Below are 13,202 nucleotides of genomic sequence, written 5' to 3'. Positions count from 1 at the left end.
TGCGCGGGTGAGTCACCCCGACGAGTCTGAACGAGGAGATCGAATGGGGTCGTCTCTCGGAAGGAAACAATGTGTCCACAGAACTGATCGCGGATCTGCCCGGTGGGTCCGGTTTCGACGCGGACAGTTCGTTACTGGACTCCAAGTTCATGGTTCCGGCGGCACCGCCGTTCATGGTGGCCCGTCCCGCCCTGCTCGCCCGGATGACCGAGGGCGTGCAGGGTCCGGTCACCCTGGTCACCGGGTTGGCCGGCAGCGGCAAGACGCAGCTGCTGGCCACCTGGGTGACCAGCGGTGCGGTGGACTGGCCGATCGCCTGGATCAGCCTGGAGACCGGTGACGAACAACCCTCGGCCTTCTGGACCTATGTGATCGAAGGGCTGCGCCGGGCCGGTGTGGCCGTTCCCGCCGTGCCAGGTGGCACGGCCGGCCGGGCGGTCATCAGCCGCCTGGCCGCCGCGATCGACGAGCAGCCGGCGCCGGTCGTGCTGATCCTCGACAACGCCTCGCAACTGCCCGGCCGGGAGTGGGCCCTGGGGCTGGACTTCCTGATCAGCCACGCGCGGCAGCTGCGGGTGGTGCTGACCGGCCGGTGGGACCCGCCGCTGCCGCTGTACCGGTACCGCCTCGCCGGACAGCTCCACGAGCTGCGCACCGCCGATCTGGCGTTCAGCTCGGACGAGGCAGCCGAGCTGATGGTGCTGCACGGGGTCGACCTCGGGGCTGCGGAGCTGGCGAAACTGTTGGAGCACACCGAGGGCTGGGCGGCCGGCATCCGGCTCTGCGCCTGCGCGCTGCAGAACAGCCCGGACGTGAAACGCCTGGTCGACACGATCTCGGGGGATGAGTCGACGATCGCCGACTACTTCGTCGGTGAGGTGCTGCGCCTGCAGACGCCGGAGGTGCGCCGGTTCCTGCTGGAGACGAGCGTGCTGGACACCTTCACCCCGGCGCTGGCCGCGGCGGTCACCGACCGGTCCGACGCGAGCCGGCTGCTCAGCACCCTGACCCGGGAGAACGCGTTCATCCAGCCGGTGGGCACGGGCTCCGACCTGTACCGGTACCACCGGCTCTTCGCCGAGCTGCTGAGGGCGCAGCTGGCCTGGGCCGAGCCGGACGAGGTGCCGATGCTGCACACCCGGGCGGCGGCCTGGCTGTCCGAGCAGGGCCGGCTCGTGGAGGCGGTCGGCCACGCGGCGCAGGCCGGCGACTGGGGTTCGGCCGCCGGCATGGTGGTCGAGGACTACGCGGTGGGCCGCCTGGTGATCGAGGGTGGTTCAGGCCGGCTGGGCAGGCTTTTCGCCGGGATGCCGGAGCACATGGAGTTGCCGGAGGCGGTGATGGTCCAGGCCGCGATCGCTTACGGTGACCGGCGGCCGGACCGGGCCGCCGACCTTCTGGCGTACGCCGGCAAACTGCTCGCCGTACACGGCAGCACCTGCGGTGACGGGCTCACCCTGACCGGCTTCCTCGTCCAGATCCTGCTCCTGGCCGACGGGCCGGAACCCGAGCGGGTGAGCGAACTGGTCGCGGTCGCCGAGACGTTCCTCGCGGTGGCCCCACCCGAACGGCTGGCCCGCCACCCCGAGCTGCGGGTCCTGCTGCGGACCGCGGAGGGATCCGCCCTGAACAGCATGGGATCCGTCGACGCAGCAGTGGATGTGCTGACCGACGCGGCCGCGAGCATCGTGCCCGGGTGCGACGTGGTGCGGATCGGCAGCCTGGCGCAGCTGGCCCTGATCGAGGCGTACCGGGGGCGGCTGAGCCGGGCCGAGCACACCGCACGGCAGGCTCTGGACCTGGCGGCCGAGGCGGGGATGGGCCGGACCGAACGACCGGGCGTCGCCGAGGTGGCGCTGGCGTGGGTGGCCCTGGAGCGGTACGACATCGAGGCCGCCGACCGGCACCTGCGAGCGGCCCAGCCACTCTGCGGCCCGGATTCCGGCGCGCCCGCGATGCTCGGGTACGCCGTGGTGCGAGCTCGTCGCCTGCACACCCGTGGCGAGTTGCGCGCTGCGGTCAACACGTTGCGGGCGGCGGAGGTGGCCGCCGCCGAGATGACAGCGCCCCGCTGGCTGACCCGTGAGGTGCTGCTCGGACAAGCCCGGCTTCTGATCGCGGGCGGGCATCCGGACCACGCGGCCGAGTTGCTGGGGCGGTGCCCGGAGACATCCTCGCCTGACGTGGCGGTGGTGCATGCCGCGCTCGCGATGAGACGCGGCGACACCCGGAACGCGTATGACCTGGCCCGTACCACCGCCGACGCCGTGGGTGTGCCGGCACCGGTGGCCCTCGACGCCTGGCTCTTGCTGGCCGTCGTCGCGGCGCAGGGCGAGGACGCCTCGGGCGCCCGGGAGGCGTTGCGGCGCGCGCTGCGAGTGGCCGGGGCCGAGAACCAGCGGCGCCCGGTGCATCAGGCGTGGGGCCAGCTGCGCCGGCTGCTGCGCGACGACGAGCGGCTGGCCGTGCAGTTCGGGGCACTGGGTGTCACGCCGGTACCTTCCCAGGCCGGCGCGTCCGCCGCGGTGGCGGACGCCGAACCGGTGGTCGTGGAGGCGCTGAGTAAGCGGGAGCTCGACGTGCTGCGGGGGATGGCGGCGATGCTCCCGACCGAGGAGATCGCCGCGACGCTGTACGTCTCGGTCAACACCGTGAAGACGCATGTGCGGAGCATCCTGCGGAAACTGTCGGCCTCCCGGCGCAACGAGGCGGTGCGCCGGGCCCGGTCGCTCAAGCTGATCTGAGGTGCCTCAGCGCTTGCGGCGCACGTCACGGCCGTGTGCCGCGAGCGCGTAGATGACCAGAATGTCCATGCAGATCAGGATGGAGCACCAGACCGGCGCGGCGGCCAGGAAGGAGAAGTGCAGCAGGGCGCCGATGCCGGCGATGATGATGCCGGTGACCCGGGCCCAGGTCTGGCCGAGAAGGATCCCGGCGCCGCTGGCGAGCGTGATCAGTCCGAAGACCAGATGCACCCAGCCCCAGACCGTGTAATCCAGGTCGAGCAGGTGCCCGTCCGCGGTGACCAGGTACACCTCCTCGCGGTACAGGGCGGTCACGCCCTCGGCGACCTGGAAGGTGCCCAGGATGAGCATCATGATTCCGGCGAAGACCACCAGGCCGATCCAGCCGGTGGTGTCCGGAGCCGGTCCGGTGTTGGCGGGGCGTTCCGTGGCGTAACTGCTCGACATCGTTCGTCTCCCTCGTCGTGGTCCTATCAGGAGACCTGAGCGGGCGGGTTCACCGCCTCATGCGGGCCGGGTGAACGTGCCACGCGAGTTGCCCTGTCTTTCAGCAAGCTGAAGTTCTGGTGCTCTGATCAAACATGCAACTTGCATGTTGAGCACCAGGTTCCTGAATTTACCGAATACGAGGGGTTGTCGTCCGCCTACTTTCTGTGCTTCTGTGGCGGCGAAAGGTTCTCGGTGTCTCACTCTGCGTAGTAATGATTGTTCAATGTGGACTCACTGGCGATGAATCCACGGCGACAGATCACGCTACGTGTCGGCGGACCACGACGGCTTCAAGGACCACGACGGCTTCAAGGACCGGGCACGGGCGGGCGCCACTACCGCGAAGTGGGGCGCCAGAGGCCGCATCGTGCCCTTGGGGGTGGTGGCTACATGACGGAAGCGGCACGAAAGGCACTTTCCATTCCGATACCCGTCGCCCGGCCAAGGCTGGTGGCGAGACCGAGGTCGCCGCACGGGGTGCTGTGGCGACCGCGGCTCGCCGAGGCGCTCGACGCCGGTGTGCGCCGGGCTGTCACGGTGATCTGTGCCGGGCCGGGCTGGGGCAAGACCGCTCTCGCCGCCTCCTGGGCGGGCACCCGGTCGCTGTCCGGGCCGGTCGCCTGGCTCACGCTGGAGGCCCGGCACAACAACCCGGTGGTGTTCCGGTCGGATCTGATCATGGCCTTGCGCGCCGCCGGCAGCGGTCTGCCGGACACCGGATCGCGCGCCGCCGACGACGACCCCGCCCTGTTCCGCCGCCTTGTCTCCGGACTGGCCGGCCTGCCCCAGGTGACCGTCCTGGTCCTCGACGACCTGCACGAGGTGACCGACCCGCAGGTGCTCAACGACCTCGCCGGCATTCTGCACACCATGCCCGACCGGCTGCGGTTCGTGCTGATCAGCCGGACCGAGCCGGGTGTGCCCCTGCATCGGCTCCGCGCGGCCGGGGAGCTCACCGAGATCGGTGCCGCCGCGCTCGCGTTCCGGGTCGACGAGGCATCCCAGTTGCTGGCGCTCCAGGGCCGCCGGCCCTCCGTGGAGGAGGTGGCCGTCAGGGTGCGGCGCGCCGAGGGCTGGGGTGCCGGGCTGCGGCTCGGTCTGGAGGATCTCGGCGGCAAGGCGATCGAGGACTACCTGGTACGGGAAGTGCTCGCCACCCAGCCGCCGCAGTTCCGGGAGTTCCTGCTGAGCACCAGCCTGACCGACCGGATCTGCGGCGAGCTGGCCGAGGTGCTCACCGGTCAGAATTACGGCCATCGGACCCTGGAACGCCTGGCCCAGTCGAACCTGTTCGTCGAGCGGATCGGGATGAGCCGCTGGTTCCGCTATCACGGCATGTTCCGCGCCGCGCTGCGCCATCAGATCTCCATCGTCGAGCCCGAGCGTGTGCCGCAGCTGCACCTGCTGACCGCGCAATGGTTCGCCGCCAAGGGCAACGGCCTGGTCGCGATCACCCACGCCGCCGCCGGCGGTGACTGGGAGTTCGTGGCACGCCTGGTGGTCGATCACGGGCTGCAGCTGTTCGCCTCGGTCGACCGGGAGGATTTCATCGCCGTGCTCCGGCGCATCCCGGCGGAACGACTGATGGAGAGCGCCGAGCTGTCGTTCTGCGCGGCCCTGATGGCTTTCGCGGATCATGACGTCGCTTCGGTGCCCCAGCGGATCGCCCGGGCGCGGACGTTGCTCGCCGGGCGTGGCCCCCGGTACCGCGCCGTGGTCGATCTGGCGCTGAACGTGCTGGAGAGCGGCGTGGTGATCCGCTGGCGGGGCGACATGCCCCACCTGGTGGCGGTCTCCTCCCAGTTGCTCGACGAGCTGACCACGCTGCGCTGGGACCAGGTGCCCGCCCGCCTGCATTACCGGGCCATGGCGCTCAACCACAAGGGTGCCGGCCTGCTCTGGACCGGACGGCTGGACCACGCCGAGCGGTTCCTCTGGGCCGCCGCGTCGGCCGGCCGGTCCGCCGGGGTTCCACTCGTCGAGATCAACGCGCTCGCGCACCTGTCGCTGCTGGTCCATCTCCAGGGCGCGCTGAACGCCGCGGACGAGCACGCGAACGCCGCGATCGATCTGGCCGGCCGGATCGACGCGAAGACCCGGCCGGCGTCCGCGGTGGCGTACCTGACCCGGGCCCTGACCGAAGCCGAGCGCGGCCGCGAGGCCGAGACGGAGAGCCTGCTGCGCCGGGGGCTGCACGCGATCGGCGACGAGCCGGAGGCGGCGCCGGCGGTGGTGGTGGCGCTGGTCCGGGCCCGGCTGCTGCTCGACCGCCGGGAGCCGCTGGCGGCCCGGGCGGTGCTGTACCGGGCTCTCGCCGAGGCCGGGCCACACTTCACGGCCTCCCTGCTCGTCCGGTTGCTGGGACTCGGGATGGCTGAGGCCGACCTGGCCCTCGGCGACCCCGCCGCGGTCATCACCCGGTACGCGCACCGCCCGGCAGTGCCGGCCCTGATGCCCGCCGAACAGGTCTGCCTGGCTCGCGCGTACCAGGACAGCGGCGACCCGGCGGCGGCCGAGGAGTTGCTGGCCCGGGTCCGGGAGGGCTCGGACCGGGTGTCGGCGGTCTCCGCCTGGATCCTCACGGCGCTCGCCGCCGACGCGCAGGGGCACGGTGGCCGGGCCGGTGAGGCGCTGTCCCGGGCGCTGGCCGAGGCCGAGCCCGAGCTGATCCGGCAGCCGTTCCGCCGGTTCGGCGCGCCGCGCATGCTGGTCCTGGCCGAACGGCAGCAGTGGCTGAACGAGGCGCGCGGCCCGGCCGGCGACAACGTGCTCGCCGAGATCACCGGAGAGATCCCGATCATCGGGGGAACACCGGCCGCCGGCCCGCTGAGTGAGCGGGAGCAGGAGGTCCTGAAATATCTGCCGACCGTGCTGACCGCGGCGGAGATCGCCGAGAACCTCGGCATCTCGGTGAACACGGTCAAGGCGCACATGCGCTCGATCTACCGCAAGCTCGGTGCCGGGCGGCGCCGTGAGGCGGTGGTGCTGAGCCGCCAGCTAGGGCTCCTCTGACCCGGTGCGGTGGCCGGTCAGCACGCTGCCGGCCACCGCGCAGAGCAGCAGGCAGAACGACAGCACATAGAGCCAGCCGATGTAGGTGAAGGCCAGCCCGATCGTTCCGTACCGATCGGCGCTGGCCTGCAACGCCCGCGGCAGATAGACCGTGCCCACCGACCGGACGCCGATCATCGCGGCTCCGAAGATCAGCCCGGAGACGAGCAGGCGGGCTCGGGGCAGACCGGGTCCGAGCAGGATCCGGGGCAGCAGGACGGCCAGCGCGAAGTCGGCGACCAGGGTCAGCACCGCCCCGGTGACGTGCGGCGCGGGCAGCAGGCCGCTGACCCAGGCCAGCGTCCGTGCGCCGACCATGAAGAGCACCAGCAGCAGGATGGTTCCGATCTGCCAGGCGGTGGCCGCCGGCCCGGCCCGGCGGCCGGACTCGGACCAGATCGCCCGGTAGGACCGGGTCAGCGCCCGGGCCAGGCCGGTCGCCGAGACGATCACGATGAGGCTGCCGACCACACCGAACGCGTTGCTGCGGCTGCCGCTCAGTGCCTCGTCGATCAGCCGGGCGCTGCTGTCCGGCACCTGGAGCACCTCGTCCAGCTCGTCCCTTGCCCGGTGGCCGGCCAGCGCGCCCAGCATGATGAGCAGCGGAAAGATCGAGGTGAAGGCCTGCGCGGCAAGGGTCATCGACCGGTCGAAGATCTGCACCCGGAACAGTTCGCCAGCGGTGCGCAACAGCAGGTCCCCGGCCCGGTTGCCGAGGATCAGCGCCGCCTGCGGGCGCAGCCGCCGGGGAACCGCGGCGAGCACTGTCCCGGGTGTGAAACGGCGGTCGGGCTCGGTCACTCTGCCATGGTCGGTGGCCGGGCACGGCCGAGCATCATCCGGCGCGGATGGGGTCAGTGTCCCGGGGCACGCCGACACTGACCGCATGCCCAAGCCCGGCCGTCCGGTACCCGTCCTCTCCACTGTGGTCATCGTGTGCCTCGGCTCGGTGGCGCTGGGCATCACGGTCGGGCTGCTGCCCGGTATCAGCGCGGACAACGGCTGGGCGGTGCTCGGCGCGGCGATCGTGCTCGGACTGCTCGGTGCGGTGCTGCGCCCGGTCCTGGTCACCCTTTTCTCCCGGATCGGCTGGGCCGGGGTGGTGGCCGGTTGGCTGGTCGCCCAGGCGTTGCTGGTCTACACGGCGTTGTGGCTGGCGCCGGGTGTGCACGTGGATGGTTTCTGGGCGGCGTTCTGGGCGTCCTGGCTCGGCGCGACGCTGATGAGCGCGGCGCTCTGGGCGGTCACCGCCGGGCAGAACGGCGCGGTCACCCAGCACCTGCTGCGCGCCAACCGGCGTTTCCGGAGCAGTGTCCCGCACAGCGACACCCCGGGCGTCATCATGATCCAGATCGACGGGCTGTCGGCGCCGCTGGCCCGCTGGGCGGTCGAGGCGGGCAACCTGCCCACGCTCGGCCGGTGGCTGAGCTCCGGGAGTCACACGCTCACCGAATGGCACGCGCAGCTGCCGGCGACGACGCCGGCCAGCCAGGCCGGGCTTCTGCATGGCGCGAGCGATCAGGTTCCGGCTTTCCGATGGTACGAGAAATCGGCCGCCCGCCTCGTCGTGACGAACCGTCCGAAGGACAGCGCGCTTGTCGAATCCCGCTGCTCGGACGGCCGGGGGCTGCTGGCCGGGGGTGGGGTGAGCGTCAGCAACGTCTTCTCCGGCGACGCCACCACGTCGTTGCTGACCATGAGCACGGTCTCGGCGAAAGGGCCGGCCCGTTACCTCAGCGCGTACCTGATCGACCCGTTCGGGCTGACGCACTCCCTGGTCCTCACGGTCGGGGAGATCGTCAAGGAGCTGTACCAGGCCCGCCGGCAACGTCTGCGCGACGTGCGCCCGCGGATGCGCCGCCGAGGTTCCTACGTGCTGCTGCGCGGCGCCACCAACGTGCTGTTACGCCACCTCAACCTGACGATCCTCGCCGAGCAGATGATGCGCGGCGCGCCCTCGGTCTTCTGCGACTTCGTGGACTACGACGAGATCGCACACCACGCCGGCCCGGCCCGGCCCGAGTCGCTGGCCGCCCTCGAAGGGATCGACGGCGTGCTCGCCACCCTCGAAGAGGTCGCGGCCGCGGCACCCCGGCCGTACCGGTTCGTGGTCCTCTCCGATCACGGGCAGAGCCAGGGCGCCACCTTCGAGCAGCGGTTCGGCCTGCGTCTGGAGGAGCTGATCGGCCGGCTGACCGCCGCCGGGAACGTGGTCGCGACCCGCGAGGACGAGCAGGAAGGACGTGCGCGCGCTCTGCGCGCCAGTCTCTCTCGGACAGACCCCTTGGGTACGCGCGAAGCAGGCGCCCCGGACGTCCCGGAGATCGTCGTGGCGTCCTCCGGCAACCTGTCGCTCGTCTACCTGGCCCGGCTGCCCGGCCGGGTGAGCCTCGAAGTGATCGAGGAACGGCACCCGGCCCTGCTGCCCGGCCTGACCGCGCACCCCGGCGTCGGCTGGGTGATGGTCCGTTCCGAGGAGCACGGCGCCGTGGTGCTGGGCCCGGCCGGCCGGCGGCGGCTGCGGGACGGCCACGTCGAGGGACTTGATCCGCTTCTCGGGTACGGCCCGCGTGCCGCCGACGATCTGCGCCGGCACGACGGGCTCGCGAACACCGGCGACCTGGTGATCAACAGCAGCTGGAATCCGGAGTCCCAGGAGGTCGCCGCGTTCGAGGACCTGATCGGCTGTCACGGCGGGCTGGGCGGCTGGCAGAACCGGCCGGTGCTGATCCACCCCCGGTCCTGGCGTACGCCGGCCGAGCTGGTCGGCGCCGACGCGGTGCACCGGCTGCTCTGCGGCTGGCTGGAACAGACCGGCTGCCGGACGGCCGAACAGGACCTCATCCGTCCGGGGTGAGCCAGCCCGGGCACCGGGGCCGTGACGATGAGGTACCCGTCGAAAGGACCCGTCATGTGTCGCTGGCTGGCCTATTCCGGCACGCCGATCCGGCTTGAAGAGCTGCTCTACAAGCCCCGTTTCTCACTGATCGATCAGAGCATGCACTCCCGGCTCGGGGTGGAGACCACGAACGGTGACGGGTTCGGAGTCGGCTGGTACCCGGTCGACGGCCCGGCCGAACCGGCCCTGCTGCGGGGTGTCGGACCGGCGTGGAGCGACGCGAACCTGCGGGAGCTCGCCCGCTCGACCATGTCGCCGCTGTTCCTGGCCCACATCCGGGCCAGCACCGGTACCGCGGTGCAGCAGACCAACTGCCACCCCTTCCGGTACGGGAGCTGGCTCTGGCAGCACAACGGCTCGATCCACGATTTCGCCCGGCTCAAGCGGGACCTGGTCCTCGCGGTCGACCCGGAGCTGTACCCGTCGATGGTCGGCTCCACCGACTCCGAGGTGATGTTCTACCTGGCTCTCACGTTCGGGCTGCGGGATCGCCCGATCGCCGCCGTGGAACGGATGGCCGGGCTGGTCGAGTCGGTCGGCCGCGCGTACGGAGTGCCCCACCCGTTGCAGATGACCATCGCCACCACCGACGGTGACCGGATCTGGTGCGTCCGGTACTCCTCCGAGGGGCACAGCCGGTCGCTCTTCTACAGCACCGAGACCACCGCCCTGCAGACGATGTACCCGGAGAACAGGCAGCTGGCCCGGCTCTCCGACGAGACCAGGCTGGTCGTCTCGGAACCGCTCGGAGAGCTGGAAGGCGCCTGGCAGCCGGTGCCCGAGTCCAGTTACGGCGTGATCCAGAAAGGCGAGGACGAACTCGGCCACTTCGAGCCGGCGGTGCCCTGACCATGGGTTTCCAGGTCGGCTCCGAGATCGGCCGCCTGCGTCAGGTGATTCTGCACCGCCCGGGCGTCGAGCTGAGCCGGCTCACCCCGGACAACGCCGGTGACCTGCTCTTCGGTGACATCCTCTGGGCTCGCCGGGCACGGGAGGAACACGACGCGTTCGCCGAGTTCCTGCGCGAGCGCGGCGTCCGGGTGCACTACCTCGCCCGCCTGCTGGCCGACGTGCTGGACATCCCGCGGGCCCGCGCCTGGGTGCTGGACCGGACCGTCACCGAGGAAACGGCCGGCCCGGCCCTGGCCGGCCCGCTACGCCGGCTCGCCGAGCAGGCGGAGAGCGAGATGCTGGCCGAGTACCTGATCGGCGGCGTGCTCAAGAGCGAGCTGGCCGGCTTCACCGTGCACAGCCTGCGCTGGGAACTGCTGAGCGCCGACGATTTCGTGCTCGCCCCGCTGCCCAACCATCTGCTCCAGCGGGACAGCTCCGCCTGGATCTACGGTGGCGTCAGCATCAATCCGATGGCGATGCCGGCCCGGCTCCGCGAGTCGGTGCACAGCGCGGCCATCTACCGCTTCCATCCGATGTTCACCCTCGCCGACTTCACCGTCTGGTACGGCGACGACATCCCGCACCGGTCCGGGTCCGCCACCCTGGAGGGCGGTGACATCCATGTGCTCGGCCGGGGAGCCGTGCTGGCCGGCGTGGGTCAGCGCTCCACCGCGATGGGTGTGGAGAACCTGGCCCGCGGCCTCTTCGCGGCGGGCGCGGCCACCAAGGTGATCGCCGTCGAGCTGCCGCAGTCGCCGGCCACGATGAACCTCGACACCGTGATGACCATGATCAATCGGGATGCGTTCGTCGTTTATCCGTACCTGCGGGGTGCGCTCCGGTCCTGGACCGTGCGGCCGGCGGCCGAACCGGACGGTCTGCGCGTGGTCCGCAACGAGGACCTGTTCGCCACGATCGCCGAGACCCTCGGCGTCGACAAGCTTCAGATCCTGGAGTCCACCGAGGACGTCCGTGCCGCACAGCGCGAGCAGTGGGACGACGGCAACAACTTCCTCACGATCGAGCCCGGCGTGATCGTCGGCTACGAGCGCAACGTCACCACCAACACCTTCCTGCGCCGGCAGGGCGTCGAAGTGATCACCATCGCCGGTGGCGAGCTCGGGCGCGGCCGGGGTGGCCCCCGGTGCATGACCTGCCCGATCGAACGCGACGCCGTCTGAATCGCCCGGCGACATGACGGATGGTCCGGTGGTCGTGGCGCACCTGTCCGATCTGCATCTGGGCGCCCACGACCACCGGGCCGTGGAGAGCATCGTGGCCGACGTGGCCCGGGCCCGGCCGGCGCTGACCGTGGTGACCGGGGATAGCACGATGCGGGCCCGCGACGGCGAGTTCCGCCGGGCCAGGGAACTGCTCGATCGGCTGCCCGGGCCGCTGCTCACGGTCACCGGGAACCATGACCTCCCACTGGTGAGCTGGCGGCGTGTGCTCCGGCCGTACGCTCGCTATCGGAGATGGATGACCGCGGACCTGGACCCGGACCGCCAGGTCTTGGGCCTCACCGCTCTGGGTTTGCAATCGATGCCGCGGTGGCGGTGGAAGAACGGGCGGGTGAGTGCCCGCCAGGCCGCGACGGTGGTCCGGGTGCTGGGCGGCGCGCCCGCCGGTGACGTGCGGCTGCTGGCGCTGCACCATCCGCCGCTCGCCACCGGTACGGCCCGGGTCATCGGCCGGGACCGCCTGCTCGACGCGATCCGTGCGGCTCGCGTCGATCTGGTGCTGGCCGGGCACACGCATGTGCCGGACGTCCGGGTGCCGGTGCCGGGTGGCCCGGTCTTCGTGGTGGCGGGCACCTCGGTCAGCCGCCGGACCCGGCAGGCGATCGGCTGCTCCTGGAGCCTGATCAGCGTGCATCGTGGTGAGGTCGTGGTACGGGAGCGGTACCTCCGTGACGGCCGATGGCTGACCGGGCGGCTCGTGACCGTGCCGAATATCAGTGCAGCAGGGTCTTGAGCGCGATCAGCGCGATGCCGAACGTGCCGGCCACCAGTGTGGAGGCGAGCCGTTCCAGTCCGGTGAGGCGGCCGGCCGCGCCCATCCGCCAGCCACCCACGCAGAGCAGGATCGTGGTGCAGATCAGCGACACGATCTCCGCGGTGACCAGCGCGGCGCCCGCCAGCCGGGTGATCAGCAGAACCAGCAGCGGCAGGGCGGAGACCGTCACGATCTCCCAGCCGGTGGTCAGCTGCTGCCGCACGGTGTGCCAGGTCGGCCGGTGGCCCTCGTGGATGCGCTCGGCGACGACCCGGGCGTACCGTTCCGCCGCCCAGTAGATGGTGAGCGTGACCAGCTCGGCGATCACCGAACCCGCGGCGGTCTTGGCATGCGAGGCGACCAGGACCGAGGCGCCGACGATCAGTCCGTAGATGCCGGACGCTGTCGCCTCCTGGTTGTCCCGGGTGACGCGGACCCGGAGCGGGTTCGTGCCGGCCATGGGAGCTCCCTTCGACGGTTTGAGACTCGTCGCACTGGGACCGGCAGACCTCGTCCGGCAGGGATGAATCACCCGCCGCCCCGGCGAGCGATGCTCATCGCCATGGGGAATCCGCTGCGACGGCGTTCCGATCGCGTCGAGAGCTCGATGATCTTCATACTGGTGATGGTGTTCCTGGCCGGTGCGCCGGGGCTCGGATGGTGGGCCGGACGATCCAGTTACCTCTCCGACGTCCGGGCCGAGGAATGGGAACGGACACACGTCTTCGCGGTGACGGCTCAGCTGGTGGGCGAACCCGCGTCAACCCCGGCGGGCACTGTCGCGCCGCGTGCCGCGACGGCCCACTGGACCGCGCCGGACGGCACACCCCGCAGCGGCCTCGTACCGGTCGAGCCGGGCAGCCGGAGTGGGGACACGATCCGGGTCTGGGTGGACGACCGCGGCCGGTTACGCGGGCAGCCGATGGACCGGGACCCGATGGCGCAGGCCCTGATGGCCGCGGCGGCGGCGGTCCTCTGCCTCGCGGGCGCGGTGGCCGGGCTGCGGAAAATCGGTCTCGGCCTGCTCGACCGCCACCGCGCGCGGGCCTGGCAGCGCGAATGGCTTGCGGTCGGCCCGCTCTGGAGCAAGGACCGCCGATGACTTTTCTTCTGATGGGAAGCGATGCGTG

Annotated in this window: 10 protein-coding genes; 7 read left to right on the top strand and 3 right to left on the bottom strand. The window is 71.2% G+C overall.

The window, feature by feature from the left end; all coding sequences use genetic code 11:
- The first annotated feature begins 71 nt into the window (after positions 1–71).
- Positions 72–2,744, top strand: coding sequence for a winged helix-turn-helix domain-containing protein (locus B0I29_RS17170; protein ID WP_111650009.1), 2,673 nt, complete (start codon positions 72–74; stop codon positions 2,742–2,744).
- Positions 2,745–2,750: 6 nt separating this feature from the next.
- Here B0I29_RS17170 and B0I29_RS17165 read toward each other — a convergent pair whose 3' ends face one another.
- Positions 2,751–3,191, bottom strand: coding sequence for a DUF7144 family membrane protein (locus tag B0I29_RS17165; RefSeq protein ID WP_111650008.1), 441 nt, complete (start codon positions 3,189–3,191; stop codon positions 2,751–2,753).
- A 519-nt stretch (positions 3,192–3,710) separates the two neighbouring features.
- Between B0I29_RS17165 and B0I29_RS17160 the strand changes: the two genes are divergently transcribed.
- The gene (locus tag B0I29_RS17160) at positions 3,711–6,245 is read left to right on the top strand and encodes a winged helix-turn-helix domain-containing protein (RefSeq protein ID WP_111650007.1); all 2,535 of its coding nucleotides are present in this window, start codon (positions 3,711–3,713) and stop codon (positions 6,243–6,245) included.
- Here B0I29_RS17160 and B0I29_RS17155 read toward each other — a convergent pair.
- A complete protein-coding gene (locus B0I29_RS17155) occupies positions 6,231–7,085 on the bottom strand; it encodes a YihY/virulence factor BrkB family protein (RefSeq protein ID WP_245972576.1) in 855 nt (284 codons plus the stop codon). The two genes, B0I29_RS17160 and B0I29_RS17155, sit on opposite strands and share 15 nt — an antisense overlap.
- Before the next feature lie 85 nt (positions 7,086–7,170).
- Here B0I29_RS17155 and B0I29_RS17150 point away from each other — a divergent pair, with 85 nt between their 5' ends.
- From B0I29_RS17150 to B0I29_RS17135, 4 genes are read left to right on the top strand one after another with little or no spacing between them, the layout of a single operon-like run.
- Positions 7,171–9,141, top strand: a complete 1,971-nt coding sequence (locus B0I29_RS17150) for a phage holin family protein (protein ID WP_111650005.1) — start codon at positions 7,171–7,173, stop codon at positions 9,139–9,141.
- A 54-nt stretch (positions 9,142–9,195) separates the two neighbouring features.
- The gene (locus B0I29_RS17145) at positions 9,196–10,032 is read left to right on the top strand and encodes a class II glutamine amidotransferase (RefSeq protein WP_111650004.1); all 837 of its coding nucleotides are present in this window, start codon (positions 9,196–9,198) and stop codon (positions 10,030–10,032) included.
- 2 nt (positions 10,033–10,034) lie between these two features.
- Positions 10,035–11,258, top strand: coding sequence for an arginine deiminase (locus tag B0I29_RS17140; RefSeq protein WP_111650003.1), 1,224 nt, complete (start codon positions 10,035–10,037; stop codon positions 11,256–11,258).
- A 13-nt stretch (positions 11,259–11,271) separates the two neighbouring features.
- The gene (locus B0I29_RS17135) at positions 11,272–12,051 is read left to right on the top strand and encodes a metallophosphoesterase family protein (RefSeq protein ID WP_111650002.1); all 780 of its coding nucleotides are present in this window, start codon (positions 11,272–11,274) and stop codon (positions 12,049–12,051) included.
- Here B0I29_RS17135 and B0I29_RS17130 read toward each other — a convergent pair.
- Entirely contained in the window at positions 12,032–12,532 is a 501-nt protein-coding gene (locus tag B0I29_RS17130) for a hypothetical protein (protein WP_111650001.1), read from the bottom strand. The genes B0I29_RS17135 and B0I29_RS17130 overlap by 20 nt on opposite strands.
- Before the next feature lie 63 nt (positions 12,533–12,595).
- Between B0I29_RS17130 and B0I29_RS17125 the strand changes: the two genes are divergently transcribed.
- Entirely contained in the window at positions 12,596–13,174 is a 579-nt protein-coding gene (locus B0I29_RS17125; protein WP_425452315.1) for an Rv1733c family protein, read from the top strand.
- Positions 13,175–13,202 lie beyond the last annotated feature (28 nt).

Origin of the sequence: Actinoplanes lutulentus (assembly GCF_003259845.1) — a bacterium.
Classification (GTDB): Bacteria; Actinomycetota; Actinomycetes; order Mycobacteriales; family Micromonosporaceae; genus Actinoplanes; species Actinoplanes lutulentus.
Note: the sequence above shows the minus strand (reverse complement) of the source record. Positions and strands in the feature narration are given on the sequence as shown.

What these genes read in the sequence shown, in the direction of transcription:
- B0I29_RS17150 (WP_111650005.1), top strand. Translation starts at nt 7,171, where the DNA reads ATGCCCAAGCCCGGCCGTCCGGTACCCGTCCTCTCCACTGTGGTCATC.
- B0I29_RS17165 (WP_111650008.1), bottom strand. Translation starts at nt 3,191, where the DNA reads ATGTCGAGCAGTTACGCCACGGAACGCCCCGCCAACACCGGACCGGCT.
- B0I29_RS17135 (WP_111650002.1), top strand. Translation starts at nt 11,272, where the DNA reads ATGACGGATGGTCCGGTGGTCGTGGCGCACCTGTCCGATCTGCATCTG.
- B0I29_RS17130 (WP_111650001.1), bottom strand. Translation starts at nt 12,532, where the DNA reads ATGGCCGGCACGAACCCGCTCCGGGTCCGCGTCACCCGGGACAACCAG.
- B0I29_RS17125 (WP_425452315.1), top strand. Translation starts at nt 12,596, where the DNA reads ATGAATCACCCGCCGCCCCGGCGAGCGATGCTCATCGCCATGGGGAAT.
- B0I29_RS17140 (WP_111650003.1), top strand. Translation starts at nt 10,035, where the DNA reads ATGGGTTTCCAGGTCGGCTCCGAGATCGGCCGCCTGCGTCAGGTGATT.
- B0I29_RS17145 (WP_111650004.1), top strand. Translation starts at nt 9,196, where the DNA reads ATGTGTCGCTGGCTGGCCTATTCCGGCACGCCGATCCGGCTTGAAGAG.